17 protein-coding genes and 1 other annotated feature are annotated in these 15998 nt (G+C 64.3%); of the genes, 11 read left to right on the forward strand and 6 right to left on the reverse strand.

Annotation, left to right across the window (positions count from 1 at the left end; translation table 11 throughout):
* The first annotated feature begins 8 nt into the window (after nt 1-8).
* The 7 genes from C8J25_RS17230 (at nt 9) to C8J25_RS17260 (ending at nt 4936) form a co-directional block, all read left to right on the forward strand.
* Nucleotides 9-440, forward strand: coding sequence for an HPr kinase/phosphorylase (locus C8J25_RS17230; protein ID WP_107955609.1), 432 nt, complete (start codon nt 9-11; stop codon nt 438-440).
* Nucleotides 437-1351, forward strand: coding sequence for an RNase adapter RapZ (gene rapZ / locus C8J25_RS17235; protein WP_056481931.1), 915 nt, complete (start codon nt 437-439; stop codon nt 1349-1351). Before C8J25_RS17230 ends, rapZ begins: the two co-directional genes overlap by 4 nt.
* A gap of 15 nt (nt 1352-1366) precedes the next feature.
* Nucleotides 1367-1774, forward strand: coding sequence for a PTS sugar transporter subunit IIA (locus tag C8J25_RS17240; protein ID WP_056058662.1), 408 nt, complete (start codon nt 1367-1369; stop codon nt 1772-1774).
* On the forward strand, nt 1771-2046 hold the full coding sequence (locus C8J25_RS17245) for an HPr family phosphocarrier protein (RefSeq protein WP_107955610.1): 276 nt from the start codon (nt 1771-1773) through the stop codon (nt 2044-2046). The genes C8J25_RS17240 and C8J25_RS17245 overlap by 4 nt, the downstream gene beginning before the upstream one ends.
* Before the next feature lie 126 nt (nt 2047-2172).
* Nucleotides 2173-2988 (forward strand): TrmH family RNA methyltransferase, encoded by an 816-nt coding sequence (locus C8J25_RS17250; protein ID WP_107955611.1) that lies wholly within the window; start codon nt 2173-2175, stop codon nt 2986-2988.
* Between the two features lie 128 nt (nt 2989-3116).
* Nucleotides 3117-4580 (forward strand): L,D-transpeptidase family protein, encoded by a 1464-nt coding sequence (locus C8J25_RS17255; protein ID WP_107955612.1) that lies wholly within the window; start codon nt 3117-3119, stop codon nt 4578-4580.
* A gap of 11 nt (nt 4581-4591) precedes the next feature.
* The gene (locus tag C8J25_RS17260; protein ID WP_107955613.1) at nt 4592-4936 is read left to right on the forward strand and encodes a hypothetical protein; all 345 of its coding nucleotides are present in this window, start codon (nt 4592-4594) and stop codon (nt 4934-4936) included.
* A gap of 72 nt (nt 4937-5008) precedes the next feature.
* Here C8J25_RS17260 and C8J25_RS17265 read toward each other — a convergent pair whose 3' ends face one another.
* Nucleotides 5009-6481, reverse strand: a complete 1473-nt coding sequence (locus C8J25_RS17265) for a SulP family inorganic anion transporter (RefSeq protein ID WP_107955614.1) — start codon at nt 6479-6481, stop codon at nt 5009-5011.
* A gap of 71 nt (nt 6482-6552) precedes the next feature.
* Nucleotides 6553-6608 (reverse strand) — a sequence feature (sul1 is cis-regulatory element that is thought to sense ions involved in sulfur or methionine metabolism; They are found in Alphaproteobacteria).
* 118 nt (nt 6609-6726) lie between these two features.
* A complete protein-coding gene (locus tag C8J25_RS17270) occupies nt 6727-7170 on the reverse strand; it encodes a DUF488 domain-containing protein (RefSeq protein WP_107955615.1) in 444 nt (147 codons plus the stop codon).
* Nucleotides 7171-7228: 58 nt separating this feature from the next.
* Between C8J25_RS17270 and trmFO the strand changes: the two genes are divergently transcribed.
* On the forward strand, nt 7229-8596 hold the full coding sequence (trmFO, locus tag C8J25_RS17275) for a methylenetetrahydrofolate--tRNA-(uracil(54)-C(5))-methyltransferase (FADH(2)-oxidizing) TrmFO (protein ID WP_107955678.1): 1368 nt from the start codon (nt 7229-7231) through the stop codon (nt 8594-8596).
* Here trmFO and C8J25_RS17280 read toward each other — a convergent pair.
* Together C8J25_RS17280 and C8J25_RS17285 are read right to left on the reverse strand one after the other, a co-directional pair.
* Entirely contained in the window at nt 8532-9002 is a 471-nt protein-coding gene (locus tag C8J25_RS17280; RefSeq protein ID WP_107955679.1) for an EF-hand domain-containing protein, read from the reverse strand. The genes trmFO and C8J25_RS17280 overlap by 65 nt on opposite strands.
* Nucleotides 9003-9067: 65 nt before the next feature.
* Nucleotides 9068-9724, reverse strand: coding sequence for a squalene/phytoene synthase family protein (locus C8J25_RS17285; protein WP_107955616.1), 657 nt, complete (start codon nt 9722-9724; stop codon nt 9068-9070).
* Between the two features lie 151 nt (nt 9725-9875).
* Between C8J25_RS17285 and C8J25_RS17290 the strand changes: the two genes are divergently transcribed.
* Genes C8J25_RS17290 through C8J25_RS17300 form a run of 3 tightly spaced genes read left to right on the forward strand, consistent with a single transcriptional unit; the run spans nt 9876 to nt 13188 of the window.
* A complete protein-coding gene (locus C8J25_RS17290) occupies nt 9876-11810 on the forward strand; it encodes a TadE/TadG family type IV pilus assembly protein (protein WP_107955617.1) in 1935 nt (644 codons plus the stop codon).
* Entirely contained in the window at nt 11807-12406 is a 600-nt protein-coding gene (locus tag C8J25_RS17295) for a TadE/TadG family type IV pilus assembly protein (protein WP_244187182.1), read from the forward strand. The genes C8J25_RS17290 and C8J25_RS17295 overlap by 4 nt, the downstream gene beginning before the upstream one ends.
* Nucleotides 12397-13188 (forward strand): TadE/TadG family type IV pilus assembly protein, encoded by a 792-nt coding sequence (locus tag C8J25_RS17300; RefSeq protein WP_107955618.1) that lies wholly within the window; start codon nt 12397-12399, stop codon nt 13186-13188. Before C8J25_RS17295 ends, C8J25_RS17300 begins: the two co-directional genes overlap by 10 nt.
* A gap of 38 nt (nt 13189-13226) precedes the next feature.
* Here C8J25_RS17300 and C8J25_RS17305 read toward each other — a convergent pair whose 3' ends face one another.
* Nucleotides 13227-14657, reverse strand: a complete 1431-nt coding sequence (locus tag C8J25_RS17305) for a pyruvate dehydrogenase complex E1 component subunit beta (RefSeq protein ID WP_107955619.1) — start codon at nt 14655-14657, stop codon at nt 13227-13229.
* On the reverse strand, nt 14657-15709 hold the full coding sequence (gene pdhA / locus C8J25_RS17310) for a pyruvate dehydrogenase (acetyl-transferring) E1 component subunit alpha (RefSeq protein WP_056048766.1): 1053 nt from the start codon (nt 15707-15709) through the stop codon (nt 14657-14659). Before pdhA ends, C8J25_RS17305 begins: the two co-directional genes overlap by 1 nt.
* Nucleotides 15710-15998 lie beyond the last annotated feature (289 nt).

Here is a 15998-nt window from a genome sequence, read left to right on the forward strand (position 1 = left end):
GACGCCGCGTGGTCGTCCCCTCCTCCGACAGGCTCCACGCCACCACGGTCGCCATCGACGGCATGGCTGTGATGATCGAGGGCGCATCGGGATCGGGCAAGTCCGACCTCGCGTTGCGCCTGATCGATCGCGGCGCAACCCTCGTCAGCGACGACCAGACGCTCGTGGTCCGCACCGGCAAATCGTTGGTCGCCCGCGCCCCAGCGACGATCGCAGGACGAATCGAAGTCCGAGGGATCGGCATCCTCGCCATGCCGTACGTCGAGGACGTTCCCGTCGGGCTCCTCGTCCGTGTCGATGGCGCGATCGAACGGATGCCCGAACGCTGCGTATGTAACATTGCCGGGATCGACGTCCGCCAGATCGCGCTCGATCCCTTCGAAGCCTCCGCCCCGATCAAGGTCGAACTCGCATTGCGTAATCCGGAGCCCATAGAATGACGCGTCCCAAGGACATCCTGCTCGTCACCGGCATGTCCGGGGCGGGGAAGTCCACCGTCCTCAAGACGCTGGAGGATCTCGGCTGGGAAGTGGTCGACAATCTTCCGCTGTTGCTGCTCGACCGCCTACTCGACGCGCCGCTCCCCGAAGGATCGACCAACGACTCGCAGCCGCTCGCGATCGGCATCGGCGCCCGCACGCGCGACTTCGACCCCGAACGGATCGTCGGCCGCATCCGTGATCTCCGCGACCGTCACGGGCTCGAGATCGGAATGCTGTTCCTCGACTGCTCGGGCGCCGAACTTGAACGCCGCTACTCCGAGACCCGTCGGCGTCATCCGCTCGCGCTCGACCGTCCCGCAAACGACGGGATCAGCCGCGAGCGCGAGCTTCTCGCGCCACTTCGCGACTGGGCGAACCGCCTGATCGATACGACCGACATGGCCGCCAACGAACTCGCGCAACAGATCCGCGCGAGCTTTGCGGGCGGGGAACTCGGCGCGCCGACGCTGTCGATTCGCTCGTTCGGTTTCGCCCGCGGCCTGCCGCGCAACGCCGACCTCGTGTTCGACATGCGCTTCCTGCGCAATCCGCACTGGGACCCGGAGTTGCGTCCCGGCACCGGACTCGACGCCGACGTCTCCGCCTACATCATGGACGACCCCGCCTATGAAGCCGCGGTAAGCCGGATCGAGGAGCTGCTGATGCTGTTGCTCCCGCGCTACAGGGCAGAGGGCAAGTCGTATGTCACCGTCGCGTTCGGGTGTACCGGAGGGAGACACCGGTCGGTCCACGTCGCCGACCGGGTGGCGCGACGGTTGCGCGACGCGGGATTTTCCCCCAGTATCGCACACCGCGACCTGGGGGCCGCTCCACAAGATGCGCTCGAAGGATCACCGGTCGTCTTATGAGTATGAAACGCTGACATGATCGGCCTTGTTCTGGTAACGCACGGTCGATTGGCCGAGGAATTCGTTCGCGCGATGATCCACGTCGTCGGCCCGCAGGAGCGCGTCGCGCCGATCGCGATCGGTCCCGACGACGACATGGAGGAGCGCCGCGCGGATATCGCCGCCGCGATCCAGGCGGTCGATGTCGGGCGCGGCGTGATCGTGCTGACCGACCTGTTCGGGGGCACCCCGTCCAACCTCGCCATCTCTTTGATGGAGCGCGGCCGGATCGAGGTGATCGCGGGCATGAACCTGCCGATGCTGATTCGGCTTGGCTCGGCGCGGAAATCGATGACCGTCGTTGCGGCAGTTGCTGCGGCGCGTGAGGCCGGGCGCAAATACATCTCGGTAGCGTCCGAGGTTCTCGGCGAGGCGGCAGCGTGAGCGAGGTCTCGCGCACGGTCCAGATCAACAATCGTCGTGGGCTCCACGCGCGCGCGAGCGCCAAGTTCGTGACGCTGGCTTCGTCGCATCCTGTCGAGGTCAGCGTTACCAAGGACGGGTCTGATCATGTCACCGGCACCTCGATCATGGGGTTGATGATGCTCGGCGCGGCGATGGGGGACGCGATCACGATCAGCGCGAGCGGCGACGGCGCGGAGCAAACGGTCGCGGCGCTAGCCGAACTGGTCGAAGCGAAGTTCGGCGAGGATTGACCTTCTGACTCCCCTCCCGCAGGCGGGAGGGGTTGGGGGTGGGCGCGCGCTCACCATAATCGAATCATTTGCTGAGGCCGGGAGCCCACCCCCGGCCCCTCCCGCATACGGGAGGGGAGGATAAGAATGCCCCGCGAGATAACCGCCTTTTCGAACCCGCTGATCAAGTACGTCCGCGACCTGCGCGACAAACGGCATCGGCGTGCGGCCAAGCAGTTCCTCGCCGAGGGCTTGCGCATCCTCACCGAAGCGCGTGAGACCGGTCGCCTGCCCCGTACGCTGTTCTACGCAGCGGCGAGCGCAAACCATCCGCTTGTCCACGCGCTATCGATGGACGTCGAGGATGCCGGTGGTGATTCGATCCAGACCACGCCGGATATCCTCTCGAAGCTGTCCGGCAAGGACAACCCGCAGGCAGTAGTCGGCGTGTTCGACGAGTTCGACGCGACGCTCGAAGACCTCGATCGCGCCACGTCCGGTATCTGGCTCGTCGCAGAGCGCCTGCGTGATCCGGGCAATCTCGGCACGATCCTGCGGACCGGCGACGCTGTTGGTGCCGGCGGACTGATCCTAATTGGCGAGTCGGTCGACCCCTTCTCGGTCGAGGCGGTCCGCGCGAGCATGGGCGCGTTGTTCACCATCCCAGTCGTCAAGACCGAATGGGAGCCGTTCCACACCTGGCTGCGCACCGGCCCCGGCCAGCTCGTCGGCCTGAGCCTCGATACCGACACGGATTATCGGTCCGCGACCTATACCGGCCCCACCTTCCTGCTGACCGGCAACGAGGCGCAGGGCATGCCGCCCGAGATGGCCGAGGCGTGCGACGTGCTCGTCAAGATCCCGATGCTCGGCAAGGCAGACAGCCTCAACGCTGCCGTCGCGACCGCCGTGATGGCCTACGAAGTGCTGGCCCGGCAGGAAAAATCCGCTCCCCTGGCCTGAACCGTTAATTTTGCCCGATTGGCGATGCTTAGCGAGTCCGGTTCAGCTAAGGGAGAGCTACGTCGTGCGAAAGCATCGACCGGATACAAGACAGGACGATTATGGCTCGCGGTTTCGATGATGGACGAATGAAGACTGGCGTGATCCGGTCGGTGCTCGCGGCAACACCGCTGTTGATGGCAACCGCGGCGTTCGCGCAGGTTACGCCGCCGCCGGTCGTCCCGACCGCGCCCGCCGCCATGCCAACGCCGACGCTCGCGCCGCCAGTCATCACCGTGCCGCCGCTGAGCGACGCGCAGGCCGCGCTGCTCGACAGACTGCTCAATGGCGACATCGTCGCGCAGGGCCTGAAGTCGGCCGCAACCGCGTCGACCACCGCGCCGAGCAAGGACGAACTCGTCCGCGCGGCACTCGATCATGCGCGCGCGGTGCATGCCGGGCGGCTGAACGAAGCCGACTTCCAGAAGGATTGGGGCCTGCGTCCACCGGCCTATGACCCGACGCCTGCCTTTGCCGACGCCGTGCGGCTCGACCGGATCGCGGCATGGTTCGCGTCGCTGCCCCCGCCCTACGCAGGGTATGACGGCCTGCGTAAGGGCCTCCAGAACTATCGCTCGATCGCGTCCGCTGGCGGCTGGGCACCGCTTGCGTCCGGTCCCGACTTCACGATCGGCGCGACCGGTCCTCGCGTCATCGCTCTACGCAAACGTCTCGCAGCCGAGGACAAGGACGTCGCGACCAGCGGCGACCGTTTCGACGCGCCACTGGTGGAGGCCGTACGCCGCGCGCAGCGTCGCTACGGGCTCAACCCCAGCGGGATCGTCTCGACGCAGACGCTCGCTGCGCTCAATGTCTCCGCAGGCGACCGCGTGCGTCAGATCATGGCGAACATGGAGCGCTGGCGCTGGCTGCCGCAGGACCTGCCCCGCGATCGTATCCAAGTGAACATCGCCGCTGCCGTGCTTACGGTGTTCGACGGCGACACGCCCGTTCAATCGATGCGCGCGGTGACGGGTCGCCCCGGCGACGAGACGCCGATGCTGTCCTCGACGATCCACAGCATCGTCATCAATCCGCCGTGGAACGTGCCGACGTCGATCGCGACCAAGGAGCTTTGGCCCAAGGAGCGCGCCAACCCCGGCTATTTCAAGCGCAACGGCATCAAGGTGATCGACGGCACGCGGCTTCAGCAGCAGGCCGGCGATCAGAGTGCGCTGGGCCGGTTCAAATTCGACTTCGCCAACGACTATTCGGTCTATCTCCACGATACGCCCAGCCGTGCGAAGTTCGCAAGCTTCAGCCGGCTTGCGAGCCACGGCTGCGTTCGCCTTGAAAAGCCTGCCGAACTTGCCGACCTGCTGCTCAAGGGCGATCCGTCCTGGACGCCGGAGATGGTCGACGCCGCGGTCGCCAAGGGTGACACGGTCCGTGCTCGCCTGACCAAGCCTGTGTCGGTGTATCTGCTCTACTGGACCGCATTTGCCAGCGGCAACGGCCAGATGAACTTCCGCGCCGACCCTTATAACTGGGACGGCACCCTCGCTTCCAAGATCGAGGCGCGCACGGCACGCCAGACGATCGCCGCTCGTTGAGAGGACCAGACATGACGATTTCCACCCGCACTCGTACCGCCATTGCCGGCGGTCTGCTCGCCGCCATGGTCATGGCCGGCTGCTCGCGCTCGGAGCCCGACCAGCCGCCGACCGATACCAACATGGTCGAGGATACCGGCGTGACCGAGTCCGAAGCCGCGCCGACGCCTGCTCCGGCACCGGTCGAGACTGCACCGGTCGAGACTCCCCCTACGGTGAACGCGGTCGAGCCGGAACGCGAACCGCCAGTCGCGCCCGACGAACAGATGCGCGACGATGCCGATGCAACAGGTATGACCGCGCGTGTGACGCGCGACGAAGCGCCGATCGAGAACGACACCGTTCCCCAGCAGTAGGCAAAACCGTTCTAAAACAAAGATCTGGCAGCACTACTTCGGTAGCGCTGCCAGTTTTGTATCTGCCAGACGTTATTCGAGCAGCAGGGGCGCGTGGCGATCGACCAGCGTCTCGCTCGCCGTGTTGAGCCCGACGACCTCGACGGTCGTGCCGTGACGCCGCAGCTTGGCCACCACGTCTTCTAGCGCGGCGACGGCGGTGACATCCCAGAGATGCGCGTTCGTCAGGTCGATCCGCACTGCGCGTGCCGTCTCGCGAAGATCGAAGCGGTCCGCGAAGATATCGGCGCTGGCGAAGAATATCTGACCGGCGACACGGTAGATGCGCGTGTCGCTTGCCGTCTCGTGCTCGACCGTGACGTCCATCAGCCGCGTGACCTTCCACGCGAAGAACACGCCGCTGAGTAACACGCCGACACCGACGCCCAGTGACAGGTCGTGCGTCGCGACGGTGACGACGACGGTCGCGACCATCACCACGCTCGACATCTTGGGATGCCGCGCAAGTTCGCGGATCGAGCCCCAGGAGAAGGTGCTGATCGACACCATGATCATGATCGCGACCAGCGCCGCGACCGGCACCTGCGCGACCCACGGCCTCAGCGGCACCATTACGACGAGCAGGAACACGCCGGCGACCAGCGTCGACAGTCGCCCTCGCCCGCCATAGCGGACGTTACCGACGGTCTGTCCGATCATCCCGCAGCCTGCGATGCCACCGAACGCGCCCGCTGCGATGTTGGCGAGCCCGAGCCCGGTGCACTCGTGCGCCTTCGAACTCGTCGTTTCGGTCAGGTCGTCGACCACGCTGGCGGTCATCATCGACTCCAGCAGTCCGACTGCCGCCATGGCGAGCGCATAGGGTGCCACGATCCGCAGCGTGTCCCAGGTGAACGGCACGTCGGGAATCCCGAACGACGGCAGCGCGGAGGGCAGCTTGCCGAGATCGCCGACCGTCTTCAGCGGCATCGGCACCCACATCGCGATCACGGTCAGCACGACGATGCAGATCAGCGGCGACGGGATGGCGTTCGAGATGCGCGGCATGAGATAGATGATCGCGAGACCGCCGGCGATCATAGCGTAAGCCTGCCAACTGACGCCGACCATCTGCGGCACCTGCGCGGAGAAGATCAGGATCGCGAGTGCGTTGACGAACCCGGTGCGGACCGACTTCGAGACGAACCGCATCAGCACGTCGAGCTTGGCGAGCCCGAACGCGATCTGGAGCAGCCCGGCGAGCATCGTCGCGACCAGCAGGTATTGCAGACCGTGGGCATGGACCAACGCTGCGGCGACGAGCGCGACGGAGCCAGCCGCGCCCGAAATCATCGCGGGTCGACCGCCGGCAAACGCGATCACGATGCCGATCACGAACGACGCGAACAGGCCGACTTCGGGATCGATGCCCGCGACGAACGAGAACGCGATGACCTCGGGGATCAGCGCGAAGGTACCGACCATCCCGGCGAGGATGTCGCGGCGCGCGGCCGTCGGACCGCTGAACCACTCGGCCCGGTAACGAGAAAGAGATAAGGATGTCATGGATGTATCCGCATTGGACGCATGAACCGCGGCGCTGTCTTGGCAGGCGGTTCACTTCAGAGGCGTCGTTGCGTTGTCCGGCGGATCGGCGGCCGGAATAGCCACCCGGAATTGCACCGGGTCCAGGGCGAATGGGTGCTCGTTAGCGGCGCGTGAGGCTCAATGCAACATTCGGCCCAGAACCCCCGCCCGTCATCCTGACTGTCGTCAGGATGATGGAGCGTTTGAAGCGAGTTTGACCTCTTCTAGGTGAACAGATCCACCACTTCGGCCCCCTCGCCTACCGCCTGCAGCAGCAAGGTACGGTGGCAATGGCACGGGTCACGTTCGTAACACAGCAACGCGCTCGGCTTTTCGGCCGCCAGCCCGAGCATGATCGCTGCGGCCGCCTGCGCCTCGGGAAGCTCGAGCTGTTCGTCATACACCGCGGTCAGCGTCGCGACGTCGCCCTTCTTGGCCGCATCGCGCCCGCGCTTTGGCGTTCCCAAAGCCTTCAGGTGCACGTAATCGATCTCGACCTCGCGCAGCGACGCGGCGAGCGAGGTCTTCGAAAACCCTGGTCGCCGCGACAGCGGGAGAGCGCGGACGTCGATCACCCGCTCCACCCCCGCCGCCTTCAAGGCCGCGAGGAAATCGGCCATCGTCGTGGCCTCATAGCCGATCGTGAAGATCTTCGTCGGGTCTGTCATGCAGGCGAAGTGGTATTGCGGACCTGACACGGCAAGCGTCCGACGCTATCTGATCCGAATGACCCACGATATCCATGTCATCGGCGGCGGGCTCGCCGGTTCCGAAGCTGCCTGGCAACTCGCCGAAGCCGGCCTCAAGGTCCGCCTGTCCGAAATGCGCGGCAGCGGCGAAGAGACGCCCGCGCACCAGACCGACGGCCTCGCCGAACTCGTCTGCTCGAACAGCTTCCGCTCGGACGATGCCGAAGCCAACGCGGTCGGCCTGCTCCATCAGGAACTCCGTACGCTCGGCTCGCTGATCATGCGGCAGGCGGACATCCACCGCGTCCCCGCCGGCTCCGCACTCGCCGTCGACCGCGACAATTTCTCGGCCAGCGTGACGGAGGCGATCGACCAACACCCGAACATCACGCTTGTCCGCGAACGCATCGACGCATTGCCGGATGGCCCGACGATCATCGCCACCGGTCCCCTCACCGCCGCCTCGCTTGCCGCGGGGATCGGCGCGGAGACCGGCCGCGAGGCGCTCGCCTTCTTCGACGCGCTCGCGCCGATCGTGCACCGCGATTCGATCGACATGGACACCGCGTGGTTCGCGTCGCGCTGGGACAAGGGCGAGGGCAAGGACTACATCAACTGCCCGATGGACAAGGACCAGTATCTGGCCTTCCACCAGGGCCTGATCGACGGCGAGAAGACCCCGTTCAAGGAATGGGAGAAGGACACGCCGTATTTCGACGGCTGCATGCCGATCGAGGTGATGGCGGAGCGCGGCGTCGATACGCTGCGCTATGGCCCGATGAAGCCGGTCGGGCTCGACAACCCGAAGACCGGGCGCTGGCCGCACGCCGTCGTCCAGCTTCGCCAGGACAATGCGCAGGGCACGCTGTGGAACATCGTCGGCTTCCAGACCAAGATGAAGCACGCCGACCAAGTCCGCCTGTTCCGGACGATCCCCGGGCTGGAGAATGCCGAGTTCGCGCGACTGGGCGGCCTGCACCGCAACACGTTCATCCGCTCGCCGGAACTGCTCGACGAGACGCTGCGGTTGAAGTCGCGCCCGAACATCCGCTTCGCTGGCCAGATCACTGGCTGCGAAGGGTATATCGAGAGCTGCGGGATCGGCATGCTCGCGGGGTTGTTCGCGGCGGCCGAACTCACCGGCAAGACGCTGACGCCCCCGCCCTACGCAACCGCGCTCGGCGCGCTGCTCGGCCACATTACCGGCGGCGCAGAGGTCGAGACGTATCAGCCGATGAACGTGAACTTCGGGCTGTTCCCGCCGATCACGGGCCGCACCAAGAAGGCGGATCGCAAGCGGATGTACACCGATCGCGGTCGCGCGGCGCTCGCAGAGTGGCTCAACTCTCCTCGGCAACAGGCTGAGCCGGCGGACAATTCACCCGAGCTGGCCCCTTCCGCTTGACCGCCGTCGTGGCAAATTCCGGGGCGGTCATCGCGCCGGATTTGTCACGGTCGGCGTCGGCGAACTTGGTCGTCGCCTTCACCGCCCATTCGTCGAACGACAGCTTGCCGTCGCCATCGACGTCCAGCCGCGCGTAGGCCTTGCGCCGCTGGACCAGATATTCCTCGCGCGTGATCTTGGCATCGCGGTCCTTGTCGTAGCGATCGAACCGCTTCTGCTCGCGGGTCTTTTCGGTCGCCTCGGGCGCGGCATCGGGTAGCGGATCGGATGCGCCCGTGCCGCCGCTCACCTGTGCCATCGGCTGCGGCGGTAGCAGCGGACCCGGCCGCGCCTTCCCGCTAAAAAACATGAACCCCGCAGCGATCAACGCGATCACCGCCGCCCCACCCGCCAGATACCGCCACATCGCCGCCGCCCCCATTGCCCAGCGCGCACGCTAGGCCTAGCCGCGGACGATCCCCATCCGATTGGTCAGTATCCGGTCAGTCTGTGCCACGCCAACCGAGCCACGCGCCGTGTCGGCCCCGGCGAACCGCCCATTGCCGCAGCGTTGTCGAACTGCGCCAGCAGCGCGACGGCACCCAGCGATCGGGCAGCCCGCGGCCACCGCGCCCCGAACGCCGTTTCAAACCGCGCATGGGCCAATGACCGCGCGAGGTTGGCCAGCGACGTATCTGTCACGCTTCGGGAGAGATCGACGAGCGCCCATCCTTCGCCTGCGATACCGATCCGCCGGTCCTCGACGCCAAGGATCCTCGACGCCGCTTCGAACAACCGGCCGCCCCGTTCGATAGCAAAGGCTTCGATCGTCGCCGGATCTACCTCCGCCTGCAGTAGCGTCTCCCAACCATCGGTCATCGCCGCGAGCGACGTTCCGGATACGCCGCCTGGCAACACCGTTAGCGCAATCGCTTGCAGCACAGGCTCTTGTGGCGCGGGTGCCGAGTCCAGTCGCGTCAACGCTTCGTGCCACCAGGTCAGCCGCATCTGCCCGACCAGAGGCTCGCGCGTGGAACGAACGATCGTCGCAAGTCGGTCATCGAGCACAAACAGCGTTTCCAGTGCGACCCGCGCGGCCGGCGGAGCGTAACTCAGAGCAAGGGCATGGCCCGGATCGGCGGAGGTCATGCCTTGCCCATAGCGCCCCCGATCGCGTCGATCATCCCGCATCATTTGGCATGACCTAGTTACTACTCACTTAACCATATTTTTTGAGCCCGGCTTACGGGGTCGTGCCGCATGACGCGGCGAGATCGATGATGATCCTGTCGGGATACCCATGACCACGAAGCACGGCATGCAGACGATAAAGGCGACGACCGTTCTCGGTCGGCTGCGTAACGACGTGCGCGGCAATACCATCGCAATCATGGCGGCAGCGATGATCCCGCTGGCTGCGCTGGCCGGTTCCGCAATCGACGTCGCGCGGCTGTATGTCGTGAAGGTCCGCCTTCAGCAGGCTTGCGATGCTGGCGCCCTCGCCGGGCGCAAATTCATGACCAGCAGCAACCTCACGTCGCTGGACAAGACCGCCACCGACCAGGCGAATGCATTCTTCAAGAACAATTTCCGCCTCGGTTGGATGGGCACGAAGACCGCAATCTTCACGCCGTCGAAAACAACCGATCAGCAGGTCGCGGGCGTTGCAAGTTCATCGGTCCCGATGACCATCATGAAGATGTTCGGCGCTCCCGATGTGACGCTGAGCGTAAAATGCGAAGCACGTTACGATGTTGCCGACGCCGACATCATGTTCGTGCTCGATACGACCGGGTCCATGGCTTGTACGACCGCGGACGGTACGGGGGGCTGCAGCCAGCCTGTCGTGTCTTATCGGCAGGACGACGGCAATACCGGCTACTACGTCACCGAAAAAAGCGAGTCGAAATTGTCTGGCTTGCGCAGCGCCGTGCTCAATTTCTACGATACGCTGGCCGGCAACGTCGATCCGACCACGAACATCCGCTACGGCTTCGTTACCTACACATCGACGGTCAACGCGGGCTACGCGCTGACGAGCCTGTCCCCGGACAATCTCGTGAAGACGTGGAATTACGAGAGCCGCAGAATCATCGGCGATGCGAACAACGGCCAAAGCAGCACCACGACGTACAAGAACATCACGCAATCGGCCTGTAACGGGTATGCGGTACGGTCTCCATCCAGTGGCTATACGACGTCGGGCACCGCAACGGCCTCGACCGTGGCTTGGACGGGGAATACCTCGACGTCGAACGTAGGCACCTGCACCGTGACGTCGCAACCGGTGAAGCCCAACTGGTTTTACACTCAGGTCAACTACGACGTCAGCAAGTACATTACGGGCGTCGCTGTTCCCGATCCGAGCAAGATTACCGGCACGACCGCAAAGTGGCAGGGCTGTATCGAAGAGCGCACCACGACCGCAGGCGCGTCGTCGTTCAACCAGAGCAGCCTGCCCGCCGATCTCGATCCCGATCTGCCGGCAACGAATGACGACACGCGCTGGCGGCCGATGTGGCCCGATGTGATTTATTACCGCGGCACAGGCACGTCGGCGACGAACAACGGCGTTACCTATGCGGGTAACAGCGCGACGCCCTATGGCGATTACTATGTCAACGCGAACGATCAGCAGATGACCGCGTACACCAATATGATCGCCAACCCGACGCCGGCCTGGAACAAGAACATATCGTTCGGTTACGTGTCCTGCGGCAAGAAGGTGCAACGCCTGGCGAAATTGTCTCGAGACGACGTCGATGATTACGTCAACGCCAGCGACTTCAAGGCACAAGGCGGCACGTATCACGATACCGGCATGATCTGGGGTACCCGGATGATCTCACCGACCGGTATGTTCGCTGCGGATACTGCACCTTGGCCGGGTCGATCCGCGCCGAACCGCTACATCGTATTCATGACCGATGGCGACATGACGCCGAACTACGACCTCTACGGAATGTATGGCATTGAACGCTACGACAAGCGTGTCACCGGCGGCGACTCTTCGGATCAACTCGACGATCACAATGCGCGGTTCGTCGCCGAATGTACTGCAGCCAAGGCGCGCAACATCAAGGTGTTCGTGGTCGGGTTCGGCCAGACGCTGACGACGCAACTGACCGCGTGCGCCTCCCCCGGACAGGCCTATTACGCCAGCGACAATGACTCGCTGCAGGCGGCGTTCAAGTCGATCGCCAATCAGGTCGCCATGCTGCGGATCTCGAAGTGAGGAAGTTCGACATATTTCGCCATTTCAGCAGCGACCGGCGCGGCGTGACGGTGATCGAATTCGCGATGGTCCTCCCCGTCATGCTCGCCATGATCATGGGGTTGGGCGAACTGATGTATCAGGTCTATGCGCAATCGATCCTGGAAGGTGCGATCCAAAAAGCAGGTCGCGATTCTGCGATCCAGGGCGGGGCGGACAACGCCGACGCGATCGACCAGTCCGTGCTCGACATGGTAAAAACGATCTCATCCGGCGCCAGCTTCGTCGGCCCGCCCAAGCGCACGAATTATGCGACGTTCACTTCGGCAAAGCCCGAGCCGTTTACCGATACGAACGGCAACGGCGTGCGCGATGCCAAGGAGTGCTTCGACGACATCAACGGCAACCGAACGTATGATACCGATCCCGGCACATCCGGACAGGGCGGTGCCAACGACGTCACGCTCTACACGGTCAAGATCAGCTATCCGCGGCTCTTTCCCGTCGCCAGTTTCTTTGGTGCCGCACCCACCCAGACGATCGTCGCCAAGACGTTCCTGAAGAACCAGCCCTATGCCTCACAGTCCGTCGTCACGGTGAAGAACATATGTACCTGATCACCGTGTATGACCGCGCAACGGCATTCGCCCGTCGTTTTCGCGACGATCGATCAGGGCTTGCGTTGCTCGAGTTCGCCTTCACCGCGCCTTTGGTCGTCACGCTCGGTCTATGGGGTGTCGAGACTGCCAATCTCGCGCTCGCCAATCTACGCGTCAGCCAAGTTGCGCTCAATCTTGCCGACAACGCCTCGCGCGTCGGCGTCCAGAGTACGCTGGTAACCCAGCAACTGCGCGAAGTGGATATCAACGACGTTTTTGCCGCCGCCAGAACCCAGGGGGCGGCATGGGATCTCACCAACCGTGGACGTATCACCTTGTCCAGCCTGGAGGCTGACAAGGATGGCAAGCAGACGATACACTGGCAACGGTGCCTCGGCATGAAATCCGGTGCCGGCTATGATTCGACCTATGGTCGTACGACGATATCGGGCGGCTCTCCGGCCGCTGCCGACAGCACCACCGCGCCCTATGATCCAACCGCGGGGGTCAACACCAGTATGTCAGGCGCGGACAATTCGGCATCCCATCCGGGGAGCGTCATCCCCGGTGGTATGGGCGAGACCGGTGCCAAGGTCGTATCACCCAACAATTCGGGCGTGATGTTCGTCGAGATCAACTACGACTACAAGCCGGTAGTCGGCACCGGATGGCTGCCCAACGGGGCGGCCAAGCTCCGCTACATCGCATCGTTCATCGTCCGCGACCGGCGCGATTTCGGCCAGGTCTACAATCCGTCACCGGCGGCCACACTGATGACCTGCAACAAATACACGAGCTGAGGTGCAGTCGCCGCGTGAGGCCGCGACTGCACCTTCGATCACTTCTTGTAAGTAACCTTCTTCACTGCCGTCACGACCTTCGCGACGTCGACCAGCATCAGCTTTTCGAGGTTCGCCGCATAGGGCATCGGCACGTCTTCGTTGGTGACGCGCAGCACAGGTGCGTCGAGGTCGTCGAAGCCGTGCTCCATCACCACCGAAACGATCTCCGAAGCGATCGAGCAGGTCGCCCAATTCTCTTCGACGATGATCATGCGGTTGGTCTTGGCGAGGCTCTTCAGGACCGTCTCGGTGTCGAGCGGGCGCAGCGTGCGCAGGTCGATGACCTCCGCGTCGATGCCCTCTTCGGCGAGCTTCTCGGCGGCTTCGAGCGAAATGCCGACGCCGATCGAGTAGCTGACGATCGTGACGTCCTTGCCCTCTCGGACGATCCGCGCCTTGCCGATCGGCAGGACGTGGTTGTCGAGCTTGGGGACGTCGAAGCTGCGACCGTACATCAGCTCGTTCTCGAGGAACACGACCGGATCCTCGGTGCGGATCGCGGCCTTGAGCAGGCCCTTCGCGTCCGCAGCGTCATACGGCGCGATCACGATCAGGCCGGGGACGCTCGCATACCAGGCCGCGAAGTTGTGCGAATGCTGTGCACCCACGCGCGACGCCGCGCCGTTGGGACCGCGGAACACGATCGGGCAGCGCATCTGGCCGCCCGACATGTAGTTGGTCTTGGCCGCCGAGTTGATGATGTGGTCGATCGCCTGCAACGCGAAGTTGAAGGTCATGAACTCGACGATCGGGCGAAGGCCGCCCATCGCCGCGCCCGCACCGATGCCGGCAAAGCCGTATTCGGTGATCGGCGTGTCGATCACGCGACGGTCGCCGAACTCGTCGAGCAGCCCCTGCGTGACCTTGTACGCGCCCTGATACTGCGCGACTTCCTCGCCCATCACGAAGACGCGGTCGTCCTCGCGCATTTCCTCGGCCATCGCATCGCGCAGCGCTTCGCGGACGGTCGTCTTGACCATCTCGGTGCCCTCGGGGATTGCCGGGTCGGAGATGCCGACCTTCTCGGCCGATGCGACGAGCTGCTGCGTGCCGCTCTCGGCCTTGGCGGGTGAGGCGCCTTCGGGAACCGGGGGAGCCTTGTCGTCCGATGGCGTTTCCTTCGGCGCGGCGTTGGCCGCCTCGCCGGAGCGCGTTTCGGCAGGCTTGGCGTCGCTTGCGCTCTCGCCCTCTTCGAGGATCGTCGCGATGACGGTGCCGACCTTCACGTTGTCGGTACCCTCGGCGACGGCGATCGAACCGATCGTGCCTTCGTCGATCGCCTCGAACTCCATCGTCGCCTTGTCGGTCTCGATCTCCGCGAGGATGTCGCCCGACTTAACGCTATCGCCTTCCTTGACGAGCCACTTGGCAAGCGTGCCCTCTTCCATCGTCGGGGAGAGCGCGGGCATCTTGATCTCGATTGCCATCAGTACTTCTCCACCAGAACGTCGGTGTAGAGCTCGGCAGCATCCGGCTCCGGGGTCTGCTCGGCGAAATCGGCGGCTTCGTTCACGATTTTCCTGATTTCCTGTTCAAGGGACTTGAGGTCCGCCTCGGTCACGCCCTGCGCGTCGAGCAGCTTCTTCATGTGATCGATTGGATCCGACTTGTCGCGAACCGCCTGGACCTCGTCTCGCGTACGGTACTTCGCCGGATCGGACATCGAATGGCCACGGTAACGGTAGGTCTTCATCTCGAGGATGACAGGGCCCTTGCCCGCGCGGACCCACGCCAGCGCTTCCTCAGCGGCACCGCGGCAGGCCAGCACGTCCATGCCGTCGACCTGGATGCCGGGAATGCGGAAGCTCTCGCCGCGGCGATACAGCTGGTCCTCGGCCGAGGCGCGGTTGACGCTGGTGCCCATGGCGTACTGGTTGTTCTCGATCACGAAGATGATCGGGAGCTTCCACAGCTCGGCCATGTTGAAGCTCTCGTACACCTGGCCCTGGTTCGCGGCGCCATCGCCGAAATAGGCCATGCAGATGCCGCCGTCGTTCGAGTATTTATGCTTGAACGCGAGGCCGGTGCCGAGCGACACCTGCGCACCGACGATGCCGTGGCCGCCATAGAATTTATGCTCGGTCGAGAACATGTGCATCGACCCGCCCTTGCCCTTCGAGATCCCCGAATTGCGCCCGGTCAGCTCGGCCATGATCACCTTCGGGTCGATCCCGTAGGCGAGCATATGGCCGTGATCGCGGTAGCCGGTGATCACCGAATCGGTCTCGCCGTTGAGCGCGGACTGCAGGCCGACAGCGACGGCTTCCTGGCCGATATACAGATGGCAGAAGCCGCCGATCAGGCCCAAGCCATAGAGCTGGCCCGCTTTTTCCTCGAAACGACGGATCAGCAGCATCTGCCGATACATTTCGAGCAGTTCGTCCTTCGACGCCTCGTACGGCTTTGGTTCGGCCGGTCGTTCGCGGTTCGTAATCGGCGGTTCGGCGATTGCGCGTGCTGGTGGGGGGGTCTTGGCCACGATGTGGGAAACCTCGTTTTCCGTAGGGGAGTTGAGGGAGCCTATAGGCGCGGACGGGGCGGAACATCAATTCCCGTCTGGGGTATGTTAGTTTGGGGGCTTGGGATGGGGCGCTCGATAGGTCGCGCGAGCCCTACCGCACGAGCAAACCACCCCGGCGAAGGCCGGGACCCAATTGGTAAGGTTGCAGTAACGACGCGCATCGCTCAGTTGGCGACGTCCTCCCAGTTGGGCCCCGGCCTTCGCCGGGGTGGTGCTGGAGTGATGAAGGGGGGGTGGTAGACGCAGG

Source organism: Sphingomonas faeni (genome assembly GCF_003053745.1).
Classification (GTDB): Bacteria; Pseudomonadota; Alphaproteobacteria; order Sphingomonadales; family Sphingomonadaceae; genus Sphingomonas; species Sphingomonas faeni.